Source organism: Lentzea sp. NPDC004789, from assembly GCF_053601075.1.
Window position 1 is genome coordinate 271,639 of sequence record NZ_JBSGBE010000011.1, and the last position, 20,430, is coordinate 292,068.

19 protein-coding genes are annotated in these 20,430 nt (G+C 70.3%); 15 read left to right on the forward strand and 4 right to left on the reverse strand.

What is annotated here, in order from left to right; all coding sequences use genetic code 11:
* Positions 1 to 14 precede the first annotated feature (14 nt).
* Positions 15 to 626, reverse strand: coding sequence for an AAA family ATPase (locus tag ACWEIJ_RS25475; protein ID WP_449839744.1), 612 nt, complete (start codon positions 624 to 626; stop codon positions 15 to 17).
* A gap of 141 nt (positions 627 to 767) precedes the next feature.
* Positions 768 to 1,775: an aminotransferase class I/II-fold pyridoxal phosphate-dependent enzyme gene (locus ACWEIJ_RS25480; protein WP_449839745.1), complete on the reverse strand. Its 1,008-nt coding sequence runs from the start codon at positions 1,773 to 1,775 to the stop codon at positions 768 to 770.
* Between the two features lie 480 nt (positions 1,776 to 2,255).
* Here ACWEIJ_RS25480 and ACWEIJ_RS25485 point away from each other — a divergent pair, with 480 nt between their 5' ends.
* From ACWEIJ_RS25485 to ACWEIJ_RS25515, 7 genes are read left to right on the forward strand one after another with little or no spacing between them, the layout of a single operon-like run.
* The gene (locus tag ACWEIJ_RS25485; protein ID WP_449839746.1) at positions 2,256 to 3,656 is read left to right on the forward strand and encodes a hypothetical protein; all 1,401 of its coding nucleotides are present in this window, start codon (positions 2,256 to 2,258) and stop codon (positions 3,654 to 3,656) included.
* Between the two features lie 6 nt (positions 3,657 to 3,662).
* Positions 3,663 to 4,706 carry a tRNA pseudouridine(13) synthase TruD gene (gene truD / locus ACWEIJ_RS25490; RefSeq protein WP_449839747.1) on the forward strand — a complete coding sequence of 348 codons (1,044 nt, stop codon included), beginning with the start codon at positions 3,663 to 3,665 and terminating at the stop codon, positions 4,704 to 4,706.
* Positions 4,706 to 6,079: a gamma-aminobutyraldehyde dehydrogenase gene (locus tag ACWEIJ_RS25495; RefSeq protein WP_449839748.1), complete on the forward strand. Its 1,374-nt coding sequence runs from the start codon at positions 4,706 to 4,708 to the stop codon at positions 6,077 to 6,079. Before truD ends, ACWEIJ_RS25495 begins: the two co-directional genes overlap by 1 nt.
* A 23-nt stretch (positions 6,080 to 6,102) precedes the next feature.
* Positions 6,103 to 6,750 carry a 2OG-Fe(II) oxygenase gene (locus ACWEIJ_RS25500; RefSeq protein ID WP_449839749.1) on the forward strand — a complete coding sequence of 216 codons (648 nt, stop codon included), beginning with the start codon at positions 6,103 to 6,105 and terminating at the stop codon, positions 6,748 to 6,750.
* Between the two features lie 12 nt (positions 6,751 to 6,762).
* The gene (locus ACWEIJ_RS25505; protein WP_449839750.1) at positions 6,763 to 7,386 is read left to right on the forward strand and encodes a 2OG-Fe(II) oxygenase; all 624 of its coding nucleotides are present in this window, start codon (positions 6,763 to 6,765) and stop codon (positions 7,384 to 7,386) included.
* A gap of 37 nt (positions 7,387 to 7,423) precedes the next feature.
* Positions 7,424 to 10,438: a non-ribosomal peptide synthetase gene (locus tag ACWEIJ_RS25510; RefSeq protein WP_449839751.1), complete on the forward strand. Its 3,015-nt coding sequence runs from the start codon at positions 7,424 to 7,426 to the stop codon at positions 10,436 to 10,438.
* Positions 10,439 to 10,443: 5 nt separating this feature from the next.
* Entirely contained in the window at positions 10,444 to 11,499 is a 1,056-nt protein-coding gene (locus ACWEIJ_RS25515; protein ID WP_449839752.1) for a MupA/Atu3671 family FMN-dependent luciferase-like monooxygenase, read from the forward strand.
* Positions 11,500 to 11,623: 124 nt separating this feature from the next.
* Here ACWEIJ_RS25515 and ACWEIJ_RS25520 read toward each other — a convergent pair whose 3' ends face one another.
* Both ACWEIJ_RS25520 and ACWEIJ_RS25525 read right to left on the reverse strand, forming a co-directional pair.
* Positions 11,624 to 12,307, reverse strand: a complete 684-nt coding sequence (locus ACWEIJ_RS25520; protein ID WP_449839753.1) for a M15 family metallopeptidase — start codon at positions 12,305 to 12,307, stop codon at positions 11,624 to 11,626.
* A 48-nt stretch (positions 12,308 to 12,355) separates the two neighbouring features.
* Positions 12,356 to 13,516, reverse strand: coding sequence for an ADP-ribosylglycohydrolase family protein (locus ACWEIJ_RS25525; protein WP_449839754.1), 1,161 nt, complete (start codon positions 13,514 to 13,516; stop codon positions 12,356 to 12,358).
* A 176-nt stretch (positions 13,517 to 13,692) separates the two neighbouring features.
* On the opposite strand from ACWEIJ_RS25525, the gene ACWEIJ_RS25530 reads away from it, so the two are divergent.
* The 8 genes from ACWEIJ_RS25530 to ACWEIJ_RS25565 all read left to right on the forward strand — a co-directional run bounded on the left by ACWEIJ_RS25530 (position 13,693) and on the right by ACWEIJ_RS25565 (position 20,425).
* Positions 13,693 to 14,877 (forward strand): cytochrome P450, encoded by a 1,185-nt coding sequence (locus tag ACWEIJ_RS25530; protein WP_449839755.1) that lies wholly within the window; start codon positions 13,693 to 13,695, stop codon positions 14,875 to 14,877.
* A gap of 12 nt (positions 14,878 to 14,889) precedes the next feature.
* Complete coding sequence (locus ACWEIJ_RS25535; protein WP_449839756.1) at positions 14,890 to 15,087, forward strand: ferredoxin; 198 nt, start codon at positions 14,890 to 14,892, stop codon at positions 15,085 to 15,087.
* 249 nt (positions 15,088 to 15,336) lie between these two features.
* The gene (locus ACWEIJ_RS25540) at positions 15,337 to 16,338 is read left to right on the forward strand and encodes a helix-turn-helix domain-containing protein (RefSeq protein WP_449839757.1); all 1,002 of its coding nucleotides are present in this window, start codon (positions 15,337 to 15,339) and stop codon (positions 16,336 to 16,338) included.
* Positions 16,339 to 16,341: 3 nt separating this feature from the next.
* Positions 16,342 to 16,704 carry a hypothetical protein gene (locus ACWEIJ_RS25545; RefSeq protein WP_449839758.1) on the forward strand — a complete coding sequence of 121 codons (363 nt, stop codon included), beginning with the start codon at positions 16,342 to 16,344 and terminating at the stop codon, positions 16,702 to 16,704.
* Positions 16,705 to 16,942: 238 nt separating this feature from the next.
* Complete coding sequence (locus tag ACWEIJ_RS25550) at positions 16,943 to 19,204, forward strand: catalase (RefSeq protein ID WP_449839759.1); 2,262 nt, start codon at positions 16,943 to 16,945, stop codon at positions 19,202 to 19,204.
* On the forward strand, positions 19,201 to 19,620 hold the full coding sequence (locus tag ACWEIJ_RS25555; RefSeq protein ID WP_449839760.1) for an ankyrin repeat domain-containing protein: 420 nt from the start codon (positions 19,201 to 19,203) through the stop codon (positions 19,618 to 19,620). Before ACWEIJ_RS25550 ends, ACWEIJ_RS25555 begins: the two co-directional genes overlap by 4 nt.
* Positions 19,621 to 19,636: 16 nt before the next feature.
* Positions 19,637 to 20,221, forward strand: a complete 585-nt coding sequence (locus tag ACWEIJ_RS25560) for an NUDIX hydrolase (RefSeq protein WP_449839761.1) — start codon at positions 19,637 to 19,639, stop codon at positions 20,219 to 20,221.
* Between the two features lie 78 nt (positions 20,222 to 20,299).
* Positions 20,300 to 20,425 carry a hypothetical protein gene (locus ACWEIJ_RS25565; protein ID WP_449839762.1) on the forward strand — a complete coding sequence of 42 codons (126 nt, stop codon included), beginning with the start codon at positions 20,300 to 20,302 and terminating at the stop codon, positions 20,423 to 20,425.
* Positions 20,426 to 20,430: the final 5 nt, after the last annotated feature.

The window sequence follows — 20,430 nt, forward strand, 5'->3', positions numbered from 1 at the left end:
CACGCGATCCCCTCTCAGAAGCGGTGGTGGGAAACCCCTCGGCACAGTGCGGTGACGAGCGGTTCGAGTTCGGTCAGCGGCAGGTGCCGGGGCACCGGGCCCCCGTCGCGCCGCCGAGGCGGAGCGCCGGAGGCGGGGACGACCAGGACGGTCGCGCCGCCCGCGGCCGCCCTGTCGATCACGTCCCAGAAGTCGCGGCCGCGGAAGAAGAGCACCTTCTTCAGCAGGGCGCGGAAGTCCTTGGTCGCCCGGACCGGCAGGCCGGCCTCGGCCTGCTCGCGGATCCGGGCGGGCAGGCCGTCCCGCTCACCGCGGCGGATCCGCCACGCGCGGCGCACCACCCGCACGAGGCACGTCGCCGTCGGCGCGTCGAGGACGACCGCGAGCTGAGCGCGGGCCGCCCGGACCGGGATCGTCGGCGCGTAGTTGCCCTCGACGATCCACGCGTCCCCGGCCACCAGCTCGGCCTGGCGCGCCCGCCAGTCGGCGTCACTCGGCCGAGTCCACGACGGTCCCCAGTGCTCGTCGTCGAGGTGGTGCAACGGCAGTCCGGTGTGCGCGGCGAGCATTCGGGCCAGCCGGGTCTTCCCCGTACCGGGACAACCGAGCACGAGAATTCTCGACACCGGCGGAACACGCGCCGTCACCGCGCTGCCGCACGGGTTCCGCAGCCGTGCGCGCATTGTTCGGCGAGCAAGCCGAAGATCACCCTTTTCGTTCTGCGCGCACGTGCACACGCCCCCATTTGAGACGTTTCCGCGGTCAGTTCAGAACTCAGTTGCACACGTGCCCCCAGGTTCGTTCCGCAACTCGCCGGTGACATTCAGAAGAACATCGAGGAACGCGTCCGTCGTCGCGGTGTCGCCGACCGTGAAACGAATGCAGTTCGCGAGCCCGGCCAGCTCGTCGAGATCTTTCACGCGATATCCCGCGCGGGAGAGCTCCTCGACGAGCCGAGCACCCGCGAGACCGTGCGGCGCCGCGGCGGTGACGAAGTTGGCGTCCGAGTCCAGCACCTCCCACCCCGCGGCACGCGTGCGCTCGATCGCGCGCTCCCGGGACCGGCGCACCTCTGCCCAAATGGACACGAACTCGTCGTGGTGGTCGATCGCGTTCAGCAGCGCCCGCAGCGCCACCTCGGACACCGCGTGCTCCAGCGGTGCCGTGCCCAGTGCCGCGATCGCGGACGCGGACGCGGCCGTGACCGCGACCCGCGCGCCGGCCAGACCGTGCGACTTGGACATCGACTGCACGACGAACACCGCGTCACCCCGGCGGGCGAAGTGCGCGCCGAGCGGCCCGGCGAAGGCCTGATAACAGGAGTCGATGATCAGCAGGTGCCCGCGCTCGTGCGCCAGATCGGCGAGTTTGCGCAGGTAGGAGTCGTCGATCGAGCCGCCGGAGAGTCCGTTCGGCACGCTCACCGCGATCAGCGCGCCGGTGGTGCGCGCGGCCAGGTCGACCAGCGCGGCGCCCTGCGCGGCGGGATCGGCCCTCGGCGCGGTCACCCGCTGCACGGTGAGGCCGAGCACGGCGGCGGCCTGGGCGACCGCGACGTAGTTCGGATCCTGGAGCAGCACCGCCGTACCGCCGCGGCGAGCGTGGTGCTGACAGATCAGCCGCAGGGCGGAGTCCGATCCCGGTGTCAGCGCCATCTCGTCCGGCGGCAGCCCCAGGTACTCCGCCACGCGCACGGCACGACTCGCCGTCACGGGGTACCGCACGAGCGATTCCGGCACGAGGTCGCACATGACGACCCGGTGGATGTCCGCCACGCGGGAACTGATCAGCTCATTGCTGCTGAGATTGATCCGGCCGTCCTGACGTCGACGGCCGGAATGTACGTTTTGCACTGCCTCGAACCCCCAGACAAAGCCCTGTGACGGGCTCATCGGCAAGGGAGGCACACAGGACTGCCCAGGCCGCGCTAAACGGCCGGACGCACCTGGATGAAGTGGACTGTGCCCCCTGGCGAAGTCCGCTGAAAGCAACGACCGAGCCTCCCTCAAGGCCGATCGCCGCCGACCGTAGCAGCGGCCCGGAGATCGTGGCAAGCATTCCTCGGGTTAGCCCGATCGAGTGACGGCAACCGGCCGGGTTGACGCCTCCCGGAGATCGTGTAAGAGTCCGAATGGATGTCGGCTGGGGGCCGGGCCAACGGGGTTCCGGATTTTCTGGACATTCACAAATATCCTCATCGCGTTTCGCCGCGACACTTCCTGCTGCGTGCGAAGTCTTTTCTTTGGGGGAATTCGATGACTCTCACGAGTGCCGCGGTCATGCCCTCGGCACGTCTCGCGCAGTACCCCGACGGCCACCCCGACCTGCTCGTCAGAGGCGGCGGCCGGCGGCTGCGGGGCGAGGTGACGGTGCCGGGGTTCAAGCACTCGCTGGTCACCGTGCTCGCGGCCGCGGCGTCGGCGGACGCGTTGGTGCGCATCACGAACGTGCCGGACATCGTCGAGACCGGGGTGCTGACCTCGTTGCTGCGGGACGCGGGTGCCCGCATCACCGTCGACGGCGACGTGCTGGAGCTCGACGCGAGCGGGATCGGCAACGCCACGCTCGACGCGGGGCTCGCCGCGCGCATCCACGGCGTGGTCTACCTGATCCCCTCGCTGCTGCACCGCACCGGCCACGTCGTCGTACCCGCCAACGGCGGCTGCCAGATCGGGGACGGCCCCGGCCTCGCGAGGCCCGTCAGCCAGTACCTGAGCGTGCTGCGGTCCTTCGGGGCCACCGCGGTCACGGCGCCGAACGGTGATCTCCAGGTGACCGCGACCAGGCTGCGCGGCTGCGAGATCGACCTGCTCGACCACACCGTCGACCGGCGGCTCAAGACCGGCCCGCACTACTCGGGCGCGTCGAAGATGGCGCTGTTGCTGGCGGCGGTGTCCACGGGCACCAGCACGCTGCGCAACCTCTACCCCAAGCCGGACGTGACCGATCTGGTCGACGTCCTGCAGCAGCTCGGCGCCGAGATCGAACGCCCAGCGGAAGGCACGGTCGTGGTGCACGGCCGCGGCGGCGCGGACCTGCGCACGCCGGTGTCCCACGCGCTGGTGCCCGATCTCATCGAGGTCGTCACCTGGATCTGCGCGGGCGCGACCGCGGCGGCCGAACCGCTCGTGGTGCGCGCCGACCACCTGGGCCGCGCGCTCACCGCGCTCACCCCCGAGCTGGACGCCCTGCGCGTCATGGGGGTCGACTTCGAGACCGGCGACCGGACCGTCGTCGTGCACCCCGCCGAGCGGCTGCGGCCGATCGAGCTGACGATCGCCTCGCACGGCGTCTACAGCGACAGCCAGCCGTTCCTGGTGCTGCTCGCGGGCCTCGCCGAAGGCCGGTCCCGCTTCACCGAAACCGTGTGGGCCAACAGGTTCTCCTACCTCGCGCTGCTGGAGGAGCTCGGCATGCGGGTGGGCAGGACCGACCGCTCCGCCGTGGTCGACGGGCGGTGCCCGCCGTCGTCGCCCGGCCGTGAGCTCGTCGCCCCGGACCTGCGCGGCGCCGCCGTGGCGTTGCTCGCCGCGCTCACGGTGCCGGGCCCGACCCTGCTCAGCGGTACCCACCACCTCGCCCGCGGATACGCGGACCTGCCCGGTGCGCTGACCGCGCTGGGCGCCGACATCGTCGCCGTGCCGAGCCGGAGGTAAGCGGAGTTGTTCACAGAAGCAGTGCTCAAGCACCGGCCGTCCGACTTCATCGTGCGTGAGGCGATGGCCTTGCCGGTGCAGGACGAACCCGGCCCCGCACACCGCTACCTCGTGCTGCGCAAGTGCGGTTACACCACCACCGAGGCGGTCGGCTGGATCGCCGCGAAGCTCGGCCTGCGCACCGCCGACATCACCTTCGGCGGGCTGAAGGACGAGGACGGCGTCACCGAGCAGCTGATCGCGTTGCCGGCCGCCGCACTGTCCGATGAGGACACCGGGTGCGTGCTGAGCCTCACCGAGGCCGACGAACGCAGGCTGTCGTTGTGGCACCACGGTTACGGCGCCGATCCCATCGCGATCGGGGAGCTGGAGGGCAACGCCTTCCGCGTCGTCGTGCGCAACCTCGGCGGCTCACCCGCGGAACGGTTCTCCGCACTGCGCAAGGTGAACCTGTTGTTCCTCAACTACTACGACACCCAGCGCTTCGGCGTGCCGGGAGGGCCGAAGCGCAGTCATCTGGTCGGCGAGGCGATGCTGGCGGACGACTGGTCGCTCGCCCTGCGCGAACTGGCGGGCCTCGGCGCGCCGGAGAGCGACGCGGCGGGCGCGTGGACGGGGAAACCCAAGCAGTTCTTCGATTCCCTCGACCCGCGGGCGGCGTCGTTCTTCCTCGCGGCGCACAGCTCGCACGAGTGGAACACCGCGCTGGCCGCACGTGCGGGCGAGGTGTTCGGGGACGCGGCGCTCGACGCCGAGATCGACACGATCCCCTACCGCTACGCGCGGTGCGGCGCCGCGGCGGCGGAGCTGCTCGGCACCTGCCGGGAGATCCCGTTCGTCAAGCGGAACCTCCGCAACGGACTGATCACCGCGAAGACGTCGACGCGGGCGTCGGTCGTGCAGACCGTCGTGTCGGTCAGCGGGTTCGGTCCCGACGCGGAGTTCCCCGGCAGGTTCCAGGCGACCCTCGGGTTCTTCCTCCCCTCGGGCTGCTATGCGACGGCGGCCGTCCGTCAGCTGGTCGGCTACATCACCCACGGAGCGCCGTGATGGCACCGACGACGCAGCTGCTCGACCCCGCGACCGGGCTGCCGTTCGCCGAGGTGCCGCTGGCCCGCGAGACCGAGGTCGACGCCGCCGTGCGAGCCGCCGTGACCGCGTTCGAGACGTGGCGCCGCACGACTCCGGCCGAACGCGGCCTCGCGCTGCTGCGGATCGCGCAGGCGCTGGAGGACAGCGCGGACGAGTTCGCCGACCTCGAATGCGCGAACACCGGCAAGCCCCGGCGCAGCGCCGTCGCCGACGAGATCGAGCCCGCCGTGGACCAGCTCAGGTTCTTCGCGGGCGCGGCGCGGTTGCCGGAGGGCAAGGCCGCGGGCGAGTACCTGGCCGGGCACACTTCATCGGTGCGCAGGGAACCCATCGGGGTCTGCGCGCAGCTGCTGCCGTGGAACTACCCGCTGCAGATGGCGGTGTGGAAGTTCGCCCCGGCGATCGCGGCCGGCAACACGGTGGTGCTCAAGCCGGCCGAGACCACGCCGCTGACCGCGGTGCGGCTGGCCGAGGTCGCGGCGTCCTTCCTGCCGCCCGGCGTGCTCACCGTGCTCTGCGGCGACCGGGAGACCGGGAGACTGCTCGCCGCGCACCCGGACGTCGCGCACGTCTCGCTGACCGGGAGCACTCGCGCCGGCCGCGAGCTCGCCGCGGCCGCGGGTGCCTCGCTCAAGCGCCTGCACCTGGAACTCGGCGGCAACGCGCCGGTTCTGGTCTTCCCCGACACCGACGTGGCGGCGGCCGCCGCCGGGATCGCCGAGGCCGCGTTCTTCAACGCGGGCCAGGACTGCGTCGCGGCGGCCCGCGTGCTGGCGCACGAGGACGTCGCCGACGAGCTCGTCGAGGCACTCGTCAAACAGGCGCAGGTCACGCGGACCGGGCCGTCCGACGACGAGAACGCCTTCTACGGCCCGCTCAACAACGCCGACCAGCTCGCCCGGTTGACCGGCCTGGTGGACCGGCTGCCCGCACACGCCGTAGTGCGCACCGGTGGCACGCGCGTCGGTGACCGCGGCTACTTCTTCGCACCGACGGTGATCACCGGCGTGCGCCAGGACGACGAGATCGTGCAGGAGGAGCTCTTCGGACCGGTGCTCACCGTCCAGTCGTTCGCGACGGAGGAGGAGGCGGTGCGGCTCGCCAACGGCGTGCCGCAGGGCCTGGCCGCCAGCGTGTGGACGCGCGACCACGCCAGGGCGAACTCGGTCACCAACGAGCTCGACTTCGGGTGCGTGTGGATCAACACGCACCTGCGCTTCGCCGCCGAGATGCCGCACGGCGGGTTCAAGGCATCCGGGTACGGCAAGGACCTGTCCGCCTACGCGGTCGAGGAATACACCCGCATCAAGCACGTCATGTCCGCTCACTGATGATTGGGGGCACGTTCATCGTGTTGACGAACAAGGAAGCCGGCTTCGAGCACATCACCGACCCGTTCGAGATCCACCTCTCCACCGGCGTGGTCGCGCCGGACGTGGTGGAGAAGCTCTTCGAGCAGGCCCCGCTGCTGGGCGCGCAGCAGATCGCGCGGACCGACCCGGCGCACGAGAAGCAGTACCGGATGAACCTGCTGTACCTGGTGCGGGACGGTGTTCTCGCCGAGGGCACGCTGGGGCTGTCCGGCCTGTGGTCGTCGCTCGTCGCCGACCTGACGTCCGACGAGTTCACCAGGTGGCTGGAGGAGGGCACGGGGCTGAAGCTGGCCGGGCTGCCGTTCGACATGGGCGTCTACACCCACGTCGACGGCGACTTCATCTCGGTGCACAAGGACAAGCCGAACAAGCAGCTGACCGCGATCCTCTACCTCAACCCCGAGTGGCCGGCCGGTGTCGGCGGTGAGTACGAGGTGCGGTTGAGCGGGGATCCCGCGCAGGAGCCCGCGCGCCGCATCCCGCCGGCTCCCGGCCAGCTGCTCGCGTTCCCGCCCACCGACACCTCGTGGCACGCTGTGTCCAAAGTGGACACCGGAGGAACGCTCACCCGGCTCACGGTCCAGCTCGAGTACTGGTTCGAGGACTGGGCCACGCGCCACGGCGAGTGACCGAACCCGGCGATGATCCGAACTGAAGCCGAGTTCCTCAGGCACCAGAAGCCGTTCACCCACCACACCGTGGACAAGATGATCGAGTCCGCGGACCTGGCGCGGCTCGCCGCTGCTCCACCGGCCGCCGAGCTCTACCGGCGGCTGGTGAAGCAGGGCTCCTGGCACGTCAAGAACTACCGGGCGTGGCTGCTCACCCTCTTCGAGCACGGCGAGCGCACCCCGGCGGCCGGTCTGCTGTCCGAACCGTGGACCGAGCTGCTGGACGACCTGCTGTCACCCGAGTTCACCGCGTGGGCCAGCGAGGGGCTGGATCGGGACGTGACGTCGTTGCCGGTCACGGTGGGCGTCTTCCGCTACGGCGAGGGCGACCACCAGACGGTGCACACCGCCAAAGCCACCAAGGCGCTGCACTGGGTGCTGCACCTCAACGAGGACTGGCGGCCCGGTCTCGGCGGCGAGCTGCACCTGTGGGAGAGCGAGGACGCGGCCGCGCCCGCGCTCTCCATCCCGCCGCTGGGCGGGACGAGCGTGCTGTTCGCACCGCACGCGTCGACGTGGCACAGCATCGGCGAGGTCACCGCGGACGGCCGGTTCGACCGCGCGACCGTCGTCCTCGAGTACTGGCAGCCGTAGCCCGATCCCGAACGATCTCCGCACCGGAGGACTTGCCATGACCATTTCGAACGACCTCGTGGACGTGCGGCGCACGTGGGCGACACCGCTGCAGGAGCAGTGGTGGTTCCTCGACCACTGGTCGGCGGAGCACACCAACACCTTCGTCACCCTGCCGGTGCGGTTGAGCGGGCCGCTCGACGTCGACCGGCTGCGGGCCGCGGCCGACACGGTGCTGGCCCTCCACGACGTGCTGCGGAGCAGGTTCGAGCTGCAGCGCGGCCGGGTGCGCCGGTTCGTCCTGCCGCCACGGGAGGACGTGCTCGTCGTCGTGGACCCCGAGGTCGCGGCACTCGACGTGGCCGGGCGGGTCCGGCGCGAGCACGGCGACCTCTTCACGGTGCTGCTGCGGCGGATCGGTGCGCGGGAGCACCTGCTCGAGTTCGTCGCCCACCGCTGCGTGGCCGACGAACGGTCTCTGGTGCTGTTGCTCGACAAGCTCGTGCTCGCCTACCGGGGTGGCGTGCTCGCTCCGCCACCGGTCGACTGGGAACCGCAGACGGCGGCGGCGCTCGAGCACTGGCGGCGGACGCTCGACGGCGTGCCGCTGCTCGACCTGCCCGCCGACGCGGTGCGGCCGACCACGATGTCGTTCCGCAGCGATCGGGTGATCTCGGTGCTGCCGGCCGAGGTCGTCACGGCGGCGCGGCGTGAACCTGCCGGCGTCGAGGCCGTGCTGCTGGCGGCGGTGGCCCTGGTGCTGGGCAGGCACGGCGCGACGCAGCGGATGGTGCTGGGCCTGGGTCACTCCGGCAGGCCCGCCGGCCACGAGCGGGCCGTCGGAGCCCACGCGGACACCGTGCCCGTCGTGCTCGACCTCGCCGGGCTGCCCGCGGCGGCCGTCGTCGAACACTGCCGGCAGGCGATCGGGACCTCGGTGGCGCACGGGAGCCTGTCCGTCGCGCAGCTGGTGGAACGGCTCGGGCTGACCCGCGAAGCCAGCAGGCACCCGGTGTTCCAGCACGCGGTCGAGGTGATCACGGCCCCAGGTGGTCAGCGCGTGGGCGAACTGGAGGTGGTCCCGCTCGACTTCACCGGCGTCGACCAGCGACTCGACCTGTGCTTCCGGTTCATCTGCCGGGACGAGGGGATCGAGCTGCGGCTGGACTACGCGGCCGATCTGTTCGACCGGCGCCGGATCGAGCACCTCGCCGAGCACGTGACCACGTTGCTCGCGGACCTGCTCGCGCACCCGGAACGGCACCCGGAAGAGCTCGCGATGCTCGGCGAACGGGAGCTGCGCGCGCTGGACGTCGAGTGGCAGGGCGAGCCGCGGCCGGTCGACCCGGCGATGATGCACGAGCGGTTCGCCCGGCAGGTGTCCCGCACCCCGGACGCGATCGCCGTCGAGGAACCGCGGCGCCGGGTCACCTTCGCCGAGCTGGACGAGCTGTCCACGCGGCTCGCGCACCACCTGCGCGGCCTCGGCGTCGGACCGGACGTCCCGGTGGGCGTCGCGCTGGAACGCGGCATAAACGCGGTCACGGCGGTGCTGGGCGTGCTGAAGGCGGGCGGTGCCTACGTTCCCCTCGACCCGACCTACCCGCAGGAACGGCTGCGGTACGTGCTCGCCGACTCCGGTGCGCGGGCGCTGGTGACCGCACGGGCTCAGGCGGAGCTCTTCGACGCACCGACGATCCCCGTCGTGCTGATGGACCGCGACCGCGAGCTGATCGCACAGGCGCCGGCGACGCCCGTGGAGTCCGGTGTGACGCCGGAGAACCTCGTCTACCTCATGTACACCTCCGGCTCCACCGGCCGGCCCAAGGGCGTGCGGACCTTGCACCGCAACCTGAACTGGTACCTCGACTGGTTCCTCGACACGGTCCCGAACGAGGCCTTCACGACGGTGTTCGCCACGATCGCGTTCTCGTTCGACGTGTCCGCAATGGACATCTGGCCGCCGCTGCTCACCGGCGGCACGGTCCGGTTCAGCGACGGTCTGCTCGCGGTGCCGGAGGGCTCGCCGGAGCTGCGGGACGTCACGATGATGAACCTCGTCCCGTCGGTGCTCGCCGAGTACCTGCGGGCCAACCGGTTGCCCGCGTCGGTGCACACCGTCACGATCGGCGGCGAGCAGCTCAGCCCGCAGCTCGTGGCCGACCTGTTCGAGCGCTCCGAGGTCCGGGACGTCTTCCACCTCTACGGCCCCACCGAGACCACTGTGTTCGTGACCGCACAACACCTCGTGCGCGGCGACGGGCAGCACGTGACGCTGGGCCGCGCGATCCACAGCAGCCGCATCGACATCCTCGACGAGCACGGCGCTCGGGTGCCGGTCGGGGTGCCCGGCGAGATCCACATCGGCGGCCCCGGCGTGGCCGACGGCTACCTCGACCGGCCGGAGCTCACCGCGGAACGGTTCCTGCCCAACCCGTACGCGCTCGTGCCGGGCGAGCTGATGTACCGCAGCGGCGACATCGGCCGGTGGAACTTCGACGGCGAGATCGAGTTCCTCGGCCGCAAGGACAACCAGGTGAAGGTGCGCGGCGTGCGCATCGAGCTCGGCGAGATCGAGGCGACGCTCGGCGAACACCCCGGCGTCGCGGCGGTCGTGGTGTCGGTGACCGAACGCCAGGAGCTGGTCGCCCACGTCGTGGGCCGCACCGAGGCACTGGACCTCGACCTGCTGCGGGCCCACGCCCAGGACCGCCTGCCGAGCTTCCTCGTGCCGTCGGTGTTCATGCGGATCGACACCATCCCGTTGTCCCCCACCGGAAAGGTGGACCGCTCCGCACTGCCGGCACCGACGGCCGTCTCGCGCGCCGAGGAAGGCCCGCGCACGGCGACCCAGCGCGCGCTGTGCCAGATCTGGGAAAGTGTGCTCGGCCGCGACGACATCGGCCCCGGATCCCACTTCTTCCAGTCCGGCGGCCATTCGCTGCTCGCCATCAGGGTCATGAGGGAGATCCAGACGGTGCTCGGCGTGAAGCTCGGCATCCGAACCCTGTTCCACACTCCCGTGCTCGCGGACCTCGCGAACGCGGTCGACCAGAAGCTGGGTGCAGCCTGATGGACATGAGCCTCTTCTACTTCGCGGACGACGCCGCGGAGGACGGTTACCGGTTGCTGCTGGAGGGCGCGCGCTTCGCCGACACGCACGGCTTCACGGCCGTGTGGACACCCGAACGGCACTTCCACGCTTTCGGCGGCCGCTACCCCAACCCGTCGCTGACCAGCGCGGCCGTGGCCGCCACCACCCGCAACGTGGCGGTGCGCGCCGGCAGCGTGGTGGCGCCGCTGCACCACCCGGTGCGCGTCGCCGAGGAGTGGTCCGTGGTGGACAACCTGTCCGGCGGCCGGGCAGGCGTGTCCCTGGCCCCCGGCTGGCACGTCGTCGACTTCACGCTGCGCCCGGAGAACTACCAGTCACGGCGCGAGGTGCTCACCGAAAGCCTGCACACCATCCGGAAGCTCTGGCGGGGCGAGCCGGTCGAACTGCCCGACGGCAACGGCGACCTGTCGTCCGTGCGCATCCACCCGAAGCCCGTGCAACCGGAGCTGCCGATCTGGCTCACCAGCTCCGGCAGCGCGGCAACGTTCAAGCAGGCGGGCGAACTCGGCACCGGCGTTCTCACGCACCTGCTCGGCCAGTCGCTGGACGACCTCGCCGGCAAGATCGCGGACTACCGGGCGAACCACGAACGGTGCCACGGAACGCGCGGCCACGTGGTGCTGATGCTGCACACGTTCATCGGCCCCGACAGCGACACGGTGCTGGAGGTGGTGCGCGAGCCGTTCCGCGCCTATCTGCGGTCCTCGATAGGCCTGATCACCCAGGCGGCGCGGGAACTGCTGCCCGGCATCGACCCGGACACCCTGGACCCCGAGGACATCGACTTCCTCGTGGACCACTCGTTCGACCGCTACTACCGCACCGGCGGGCTGTTCGGCACGGTCGATGAGGGGCTCAAGGTGCTGGAGCGCCTGACGGAGATCGAGGTCGACGAAGTCGCCTGTCTCATCGACTTCGTACCCGGCGCGGACACGGTGCTGGCCGGCCTGCACCACCTGGCCGAACTGCGGGAGGCCCACACCAGCCGGCAGCGCATCCCGGCGGCGGCCCGAACCTGATCGTCCACACGTGAACGCACCTGGTCCACAAAGGACAGCTACTTGACGACGGCGGCGACCCCGACCCGAACATGGGCGACTTGCCTGTCGGCCGAGTCCGCAGGGCGGCCTCGTGGCACCGGTGTCAGGGCTTCTCGAAGTGCTGGTAGTCGATCGGCGTGTCCCAGAAGCCGCCCCAGGTCCAGCCGCGCGTGGTGAACGCCTGCTCGGTGGCGTCGCCCGCGTGGATCATGCCGGGCACGTTCTGAGTGCGGTCGACGTAGGGCGCGCCGTTGGGCGGGTAGACCGTGCCGCTGCGGGAGATGTAGGGGTTCTGCACGGTGTTGATGTCGATGGCCCGCCCGTAGGAGTGGTTGGACCAGGCGGTGCCGCCGGTGATCGCCCGGCAGTTGAACGCCGAGGTGTTGTTGGCCGCCATCGACGCGTCGTCGTCGGAGTCGTACTTCTCGATCGTCTCCATCCGCTCGATGGGGAACCGGCCGAAGTACAGGTCGGCGAAGACGCGGGCGACCTCGACGGCGAGATCAGCGTGGACCACCAGCTCGCCGCGGTGCACCGCACCGTCGAAGCCCATGAAGTTCAGGCTGACCAGCCGCAGCTGATCGGGCCCCACGGGGCAGCCTTCCCGCCAGCTGGAAGCGAGCCGCTTCGCGGTGACCGGCTTGATGACGGCGACGTAGGGCGGAAGGCCGCTGCCGGCCGGTGCGGCGAGTTCCACGGTCCGGGCAGCGGTGGCGGACGCCGGCGCGGTACCCACCAGGACCACGGACGCGATGAACGTGATGAGCGCGAAGACTCGGTTGCTCAACTTCAAAGAACTTCCTCTCGGACTCGGAGATCGGTGCACTGACAAGACTCAAACACGAGTGGAACGCCTGTCCGCCGCACCAGAGGTCAGTGCGGCCAACTGGTCCGCGTATTCGATGCGTGCGACCCAGTCCGCGGGCCAGGCAGCCAGACCGTGCGCAGCGCCCGCGAACGCCCCGGCCAGCGCGGCGATCGAATCGGAGTCACCGCTGGTCCGAGCGGCCCGCACCAGACACCGCACCGGGTCGTCGGCATGCCGGATCGCGCAGTACAGCCCGGTCGCCAGCGCCTCCTCGGCGATCCAGCCCTCGCCAGTGGCAAGGCACGCGTCCAGGCCGTCGTCAGGACGAGCGAGGGCAGCCACCAACCGCTCAAGGACGACGACGCACTCGTCCCAGCCGCGGGCGATGAAGTCACCGGGTGTCGTAGCCCCGGGCATCTGCCACAGCGCCCCCAGCCACTCCTCCAGGTAGATCGAACGCCGCTCATCGCAGCGAGCCAGCAGCGCGCCGGGCACGTCGGCCAGTTCGACGCCGTCGACCAGCAGCCGCGTCGCGAAAGCGGTGAGCTCGGCCGCGGCCAGCGCCGTGGGATGCCCGTGGGTCATCGCGGCCTGCAGTTGCGAGATCCCGGCAAGCACGCCGAGGTCGAGCCCGGACACCAACCCCACCGGAGTGACCCGCATGTTCGCGCCGCATCCCTTGGAGCCTGCGATGGTCGCCTCCACCCACGGCGCGCCCTCCGCCAGTCCGCCACACGCGCGCAGACACGTCATCCCCGGCGCACGATTGTTGTCCGGACTGTGCGCCCAAGCCACGAACCGTTCCCGCAACCGCGGCTCGAGCGCATCAGCGGTGTACCGGTCGACACCGTGCAACGCCCACGCGACCGCAAGCGCCATCTGCGTGTCATCGGTGACCAACGCGGGATCACCCACCAGGTCATCCGGCCCGGCGGGACCGAACTCGCGGTCGATCTCCGCCACCGTCAGGAATTCCGTCGGCCGGCCGAGCGCGTCCCCGAAAGCCAACCCGTACAACGATCCCGCGATTCGGTCCACAGCCCCAACCCTACGGACGCCGGCCGCGAACCGCTCTCGGTTTCCACCGACACCCGCGACCGCTTCCAGCAGAGCACGCCGGCCCTCGCGTCGCAGGCGCGCAAGTACGGGCTGGGCATGGGCTGTCGGGGTGTCCGCCCGTTCGGCCATGCGAGTTCACGTCTCCCCCTTGACTGACGATAGCCTCGTAACTGAGGATATCGTCAGCAACTGCGGCAGACGACGAAGTACCGGAGGCGCGCGCCGACCACCACACGCCGGCGATGGTGCTCGCACCGCCGTGCCCGTCTCCGCTGGCCACATGGCTTGTCCGGCAAGGAGTTCTGATGCCCACGCGCCCGAACGTCCCGATCTACCGCCCCGACCTGTACTCGGCGGCAGCCATCCGGGACCCGTACCCGCACTACGCCCGGCTGCGCGAACTCGGCCCGGTGGTGTGGCTGCGCAAGCAGAAGGTCTATGCCCTGCCGCGCTATGCCGAGTGCAAGGCCGTACTGCTGGACGCCAAGACCTTCGTCTCGGGCCAGGGCGTCGGCCTCAACAACCTCGTCAACCGGCTCGGCCGGGGCACCACCCTCTACAGCGACGGCGACGACCACGCCCGCCGCCGCGCCCAGGTCGCCCACCGGCTCACCCCCAGGGCCCTGCGCGCGATGGCGGAAACCGTTGAGCGGCAAGCCGTCGAGGTCGTCGAGGCCGCCGTCGCCCGCCGCCGGGTCGACGGTGTCGAGGTCGCCACCGCGCTGCCGATGTCGGTAGTGCCGGACTTCGTCGGCTGGCCCCGGGACGCACGGGAGCACCTGCTGCACTGGGGCGGCGCGTCGTTCGACATCCAGGGCCCGTCCAACCGGCGGGCGGTGCGCGGCATCCCCGCGTCCCTGCGCGCCCTGCGCTTCGCCCACCAGGTCGTGCGCGACCGGTCCGTCCTGCCCGGCAGCATGGCCGACGACCTGCTCCGCGCGGCCGACGAGGACAAGATCCCGCGCGCCGAGTGCCCCAGGTTGATGATCGACTACCTCGTACCGTCCCTGGACACCACGATCAGCGCCATCTCCAGCGCCCTGCACCTGTTCGCGACCCACCCCGAGCAGTGGCGCGTCCTCAAGGCCGACCCGGGCCTGATTCCCAACGCGGTCAACGAGGTCGTCCGCTGCGAATCCCCGCTCCGCGCGTTCTCCCGCAAGGTCACCCAGGCCACCGAAGTGGCCGGAACCACCATCCCGCAAGGTTCAAGGCTGCTGGTCGTCTACGCCTCAGCCAACCGCGACGCGCTGGAGTGGGACGCCCCGGACACCTTCGACATCCGCCGCAACGCGGCCCGCCAGCTCGGCTTCGGACACGGCGAACACGGCTGCGCGGGCCAGGGTCTGGCCCGCCTGGAAACCGCCGCCATGCTGCGCGCCCTGGTCGAACGCGTCGACCGCATCGAGGCGACCGGAGCACCGGAACGGGCCCTGAACAACATCATTCACCGCTTCGAGCGGCTCCCGCTCGAACTCGTCCCCGCGTGAAAGGGCTGTTCGATGAAGATCTCCGTCGACGACGATCGCTGCGAAGGCCACGGCCAGTGCGCCGCGCAGGCCCCCGCCGTGTTCAGCCTGGACGACAACGCCGAGCTCACCTACCGGTTCGAGGGAACCGAGGTGCCCGACGAGCACGCCGCCGCCGCCCGGGCCGCGGTCAACTCCTGCCCGGTCGCCGCGCTGCGAGCCCTGTCATGACGCCGGCTCAGGTCGAGCCGCTGGTCGAGGACTTCGCACATCGACGTTCGACGGGTTCGCGCGGCGCGAGCAGCAACGCAAAGCCACGCACATCGTCTTCGAGATCAACCGCATGACGGCGTCGAAGCTGACTTGATGCGGTGGCACCACCGAAACAGCTGCTGCAGCTGAAACCCTCATGACAGCAACGATTTCTGGCACCCTGTTGTCGGGGGCGTTGCCTGGAAAGTCCAATCACGGGGGAAAAACATGGATCAGGTGGTGCGTCATGCCTGTCCGCGGGGGACTTGGGAAGTGGTGGAGGCGGTTCCCGACCGGAGACTCCGGCCAGGCGTCCGTTGTTACCGGGGGTTCCGCTTCGCGCTCGACGAGGTGCGGCGGCGGCTTGAGATCCCAGTCCCGCTGGTGACGGTCGTCCTCAACTTCGACCGGCAGCTGCGCTTGGCGAGCACCTCCAGCGCTGTCCCGACGCCGCGCTCGCTCACCTCGCTGGTGTCCGGCATGCGCACCTGCGCCACGGTCGGCGAACACGACGGCCACCTGCACGGGTTGGAGATCGTTCTTGAGCCGTGGGCCGCCTTCACGCTGTTCGACATCCCCCTGCGGGAGCTGAAGAACCGGATCGTCGAGGCGTCGGACCTGCTCGACACCCGGATCCGCGAGCTGACGGACGCATTGGCCTCGACCGCCGACTGGTCGGGCCGCTTCCGCCTGCTCGATTTCGTGCTTCGGCAGTGGTGGGCTGCCGGTCCCGCGTGTTCTCGCCACGTGATGCGCGCATGGCAGGTGCTCGCCCGTTCGGGCGGGGTGATGCCGATCGCGCAGCTCGCCGACCACGTGGGCTGGAGCGAGCGCCAGCTTGAGCGCCGCTTCGCCGAACAGATCGGCCATCTGCCGAAGGCGGCCGCGCGCATCATGCGGTTCCAGCAAGCGATGCGCAAGCTCCTCACCTGCGTGCCCGCTGCCGAGATCGCGACGGCATGCGGCTACTACGACCAGGCCCACCTCGACCGGGAGTTCCTGTCGATGACGGGCCGGACCATTTCCCAGTTCCTCCTCGAACGCCACGCAGCCGGCTCCGGGCCACTGGCCCGGCAACGGGTGGCCGGTGACGTCACGAGCGTGCCGCTCGTCGCCGATGTCGGTTTTCTCCAAGAGTCGACCACTCCTCACAGCACAGGATTGTCGACGCCCGGGCTTGCCGGTCGCGGAGTCCGGGCGAAGCCGATCCGCAGTCGAAGAGGGGGATGAATCATGCGCTCGAAGGGAATGCTCGGGGCCGCAGTGCTGGCCGCGGTGTTCACCGTCGCCGGTGTCGTCACAGCGGACGCCAGTCCGGCCAACGGGGAATTGGACGCGCTGGCCCGCGTGTACGCGTACCAGGGTGACGACTACGCGTCGACCACGGGCAGGTGGGTGGAGGCCTGCGACATGGAACGCGACGGCAACGGTGTCTACGGGGAGTTCTGGTACGGCTCCAGCGGCCACACCTATGTCTGGGACGGCAACGGTTCGGCCGGTGGCTGTGGGAACCAAACGCTGTCGTCCACGGTGACCCGGTTCCGGGTGTGCGAGGACCACGGCAGCTGCTCCGCGATCATCCACACCCACTTCTGAGCCCTGACCGAAAGACCGTTCACGGCCCCTCCACGACATGTCGTGGAGGGGCTTCTCTGCACGTTTCGTCGCTGAAAGGCCCTGCGCTCATCGGCGTGCCGGCGCGTCGCAGTGGTCGGCAACTGTCTGCAGTGGACTTCCTGGGACGCTCACCAGTCCGTCCCGCGAGGTTCGGGGCGCATAGATGACGAAAACGCGGGTACTGCCTGACTGACGTCGTCGCTCCGAGGAGGATGCAGTGGCCAACCGCAAGCCCGGCAAGCTCGTGAAGGCGGCACTCGAGAAGGCGGTGGACAAGGTCACCGAGATGGTGAACCCGCCGATCCCAGGTGTCCCGAACAGCGAGCCGCCGTCGCTCGAGGAGCCGACCGAGCCGCGCGGTCCGTTGCCTCCCAAGCCCGACCAGACCGGCCCCGAGACGGTGTCGCCCACGGGAGCGCCGACCGGTGCGCCGCAGACCACCAACGCCCAGCAGGGCGACTTCCTCACCACCTCGGCCGGAGCCCGGCTGTACGACACCGACCACTCGCTGAAGGCCGGTGAGCGCGGCCCGACGTTGCTGCAGGACCACCACCTGCGCGAGAAGATCATGCACTTCGACCACGAGCGCATCCCGGAGCGCGTGGTGCACGCACGCGGCTACGGCGCTCACGGCGTGTTCGTTGGTTACGGCACGGCGGCGAACGTCTGCAAGGCCGCCTTCCTCGGCGACGGCGTCGAGACGCCGGTGTTCGTGCGGTTCTCGACCGTGCTGGGCTCGCGCGGCTCGGCCGACACCATGCGCGACACCCGCGGGTTCGCGACGAAGTTCTACACGCAGGAAGGCAACTTCGACCTCGTCGGCAACAACATCCCGGTCTTCTTCATCCAGGACGGCATCAAGTTCCCGGACATCATCCACGCCGGCAAGCCGCACCCGGACCGGGAGATCCCGCAGGCGCAGAGCGCGCACGACACGTTCTGGGACTTCGTCTCCACGCACACCGAAGCCACCCACCACGTCATGTGGAACATGTCCGACCGCGGCATCCCGCGCTCCTACCGGACGATGGAGGGCTTCGGCGTCCACACGTTCCGGCTGGTCAACGCGGACGGCGAGACCGCGCTCGCGAAGTTCCACTGGAAGCCCAAGCTCGGCGTGCACTCCCTGGTGTGGGAGGAGGCGCAGATGATCAACGGCTTCGACCCGGACTTCCACCGCCGCGACCTCGCCGACGCCATCGAGTCCGGCGCCCACCCGCAGTGGGAGCTCGGCCTGCAGATCTTCCCCGACACGCCGCGGCAGACGTTCGAGGGCATCGACCTGCTCGACCCGACGAAGATCGTGCCGGAGGAACTCGCGCCGGTGCAGCCGGTCGGGATGCTGACGCTGAACCGCAACACCACGAACTTCTTCGCCGAGACCGAGCAGGTGGCGTTCCACCTCGGCAACCTGGTGCCCGGCATCGACGTCACCGACGACCCGCTCTTCCAGTCCCGGCTGTTCTCCTACCTGGACACCCAGCTGACCAGGCTCGCCGGCCCGAACTTCAACCAGCTCCCGATCAACCGCCCGCACGTGCCGGTCAACGACATGTTCCGCGACGGATACCACCAGCACGCGGTGCACGCGGGCGTCGCGCCGTACCGGCCGAACACCCTGGACGGCGGCAACCCGTTCGTGGCGAAGGCGCCAGACCGGCCGTTCGTCGAGGTGGCGCAGCCGGTGGCGAAGTCGGTGAAAGTGCGGCAGTCGCCCACGTCGTTCGCCGACCACTACACGCAGCCGCGGCTGTTCTGGCTGAGTCTCTTGCCGGTGGAGAAGGAACACCTGGTGCGCGCGTTCACCTTCGAGCTCGGCAAGTGCTACGAGCAGGCCATCAAGGAACGGCAGCTGCGCGTGCTGGCGAACGTCGACCCTGTGCTGTGCGCGGAGGTCGCCCGCGGCCTCGGCCTGCCCGCACCCACCGCCACCGTGCGCCCGAAGAAGGTCATGCCCAGCCCGGCGCTGTCCCAGGTCGGGCAGACCTGGCCGACCGACGGCCGACTGATCGGCATCGTGGTCGACCCGGCCTCGCTGGACGGTGTGCGGACCGTGCGGGAGACCATCCTCGCCGGTGGCATGGTGCCGTTGCTGATCGCCCCGACCGGTGGCCCGATCGGCGACTCCGGTCTCGTCGCCCAGCGCACGTTCCTGACGGCGCGCTCGATCGAGTTCGACGCCCTGCTGCTGGCGGGCTCCCCGCCGCCCGGCCCGGACGCGACGCCGGCGAGGGACGCGAAGGCGGGCGCGCCGGGCGAGGCGGTCGACCCGCGTGTTCTGCTGATGGTCGAGGAGTGCTACCGCCACGCGAAGGCGATCGGTGCGTGGGGCAACGGCCGGCTGGCGGTGGAGACCGCCGGTGTCGCCGCCGCTGCGGGCGTCGTGACCGGGGACGACGCGACGAAGGTGTTCACCGAGCTCATGACTTTGCTCGGCGCCCACCGGGTGTGGGACCGCTTCCCGGCGACGATCGCATGACCAGCGCGCTCACCGAGGAGGAGCTGACGTTCCTGCGCTGGATGTTCGACCTGGCCCGCGCCGGTGATGGTGAGCGACTCGCCGAGGCGGTCGACGCGGGCGTCCCGGTGAACCTCACGAACAGCGCGGGCGACACGTTGCTGGTCCTCGCGGCCTACCACGACCACCCGGACACCGTCGCCGCGTTGCTGGAGCGCGGCGCGGACACCGGCCGGGTCAACGACCGCGGACAGACAGCGCTCGGCGCGGCGGTGTTCCGCCGTTCCGAGCGGTCTGTGCGGTTGCTGCTGGAGGCGGGTGCGGATCCGGCGCTCGGGCCTCGGTCGGCGTTGGACGTGGCGAGGTTCTTCGACCTGCCGGAGATGCTGGCACTGCTGGAGGCGTCGGTTGCTCCGCGAGCCACCAGACCCCGGTAGCTCCGAGCGCACGCTCATGCCCGCCAAGAGTGTTGACGTTGAACACGCACTCATGCCGACGTCGTCGGGCGCCTTCAGCCTGCATCTCGCTCGATGTCGCGGTTACATCGTTCCCATGGCTCCGCTTCCGATCCGTGACCGCGCAGGCAACGCGTTGGTGGGGTTTCGTGTCGTCACCGGCGTGGAGTTGGACCACCTGGACGACCGGGTGGCCGTTCCGGCAGCCGTGATCGTGGTCGAGCATGCCGGCGCCGTGCTCATGATGTTCGACAGCTGGCGAAGGCAGTGGGAACTCCCGGGAGGCGCACGCGAGCCGGGCGAGACGCCGCGTCAGGCCGCGGTCCGGGAATTGCGCGAGGAGACGGGCATACGCGGAGTGGAACCAGACGGAGCTGCGGTGGCCGAGTTCGACCTCACCAACCCGGACCGCCACGAGTTCCTCGCCGTCTACCGGGTCCGGCTCCGGGCCGCGCCACGCCTAATCGTCAACGCCGAAGCGCTCGGCTTCCTGTGGTGGCCACCGTCGAACCCCGTCGGTGAGGACATGACCCCGCTCGACGCCGAGATCGCCAGACGCGTCTTCCACTCCTCGACCGAGTGAACCGACCGGACCAGACTCGCGAGTGCGGACGAACATTCACCTCTGCCGAAGAGGCCGCTGACGATCGGCGCTTGGGATGTGCACCAGCTCACGCAGAACTCGGACCCGCTCTACGGCGACGGCTACCGTTCCGCGTACCGGCGGGCAGGCGACGCCGCCCCGGCGGAAGTGGTGCGGCGCCTGAAGAAGACCGGTCGCCGCTGACACCC

Excerpts from the sequence above, each read along its gene's own strand:
- ACWEIJ_RS25485 (WP_449839746.1), top strand. The coding sequence starts at position 2,256 with ATGACTCTCACGAGTGCCGCGGTCATGCCCTCGGCACGTCTCGCGCAG.
- ACWEIJ_RS25495 (WP_449839748.1), top strand. The coding sequence starts at position 4,706 with ATGGCACCGACGACGCAGCTGCTCGACCCCGCGACCGGGCTGCCGTTC.
- ACWEIJ_RS25505 (WP_449839750.1), top strand. The coding sequence starts at position 6,763 with ATGATCCGAACTGAAGCCGAGTTCCTCAGGCACCAGAAGCCGTTCACC.
- ACWEIJ_RS25510 (WP_449839751.1), top strand. The coding sequence starts at position 7,424 with ATGACCATTTCGAACGACCTCGTGGACGTGCGGCGCACGTGGGCGACA.
- ACWEIJ_RS25515 (WP_449839752.1), top strand. The coding sequence starts at position 10,444 with ATGAGCCTCTTCTACTTCGCGGACGACGCCGCGGAGGACGGTTACCGG.
- ACWEIJ_RS25525 (WP_449839754.1), bottom strand. The coding sequence starts at position 13,516 with ATGGCCGAACGGGCGGACACCCCGACAGCCCATGCCCAGCCCGTACTT.
- ACWEIJ_RS25530 (WP_449839755.1), top strand. The coding sequence starts at position 13,693 with ATGCCCACGCGCCCGAACGTCCCGATCTACCGCCCCGACCTGTACTCG.
- ACWEIJ_RS25535 (WP_449839756.1), top strand. The coding sequence starts at position 14,890 with ATGAAGATCTCCGTCGACGACGATCGCTGCGAAGGCCACGGCCAGTGC.
- ACWEIJ_RS25540 (WP_449839757.1), top strand. The coding sequence starts at position 15,337 with ATGGATCAGGTGGTGCGTCATGCCTGTCCGCGGGGGACTTGGGAAGTG.
- ACWEIJ_RS25545 (WP_449839758.1), top strand. The coding sequence starts at position 16,342 with ATGCGCTCGAAGGGAATGCTCGGGGCCGCAGTGCTGGCCGCGGTGTTC.
- ACWEIJ_RS25555 (WP_449839760.1), top strand. The coding sequence starts at position 19,201 with ATGACCAGCGCGCTCACCGAGGAGGAGCTGACGTTCCTGCGCTGGATG.
- ACWEIJ_RS25560 (WP_449839761.1), top strand. The coding sequence starts at position 19,637 with ATGCCCGCCAAGAGTGTTGACGTTGAACACGCACTCATGCCGACGTCG.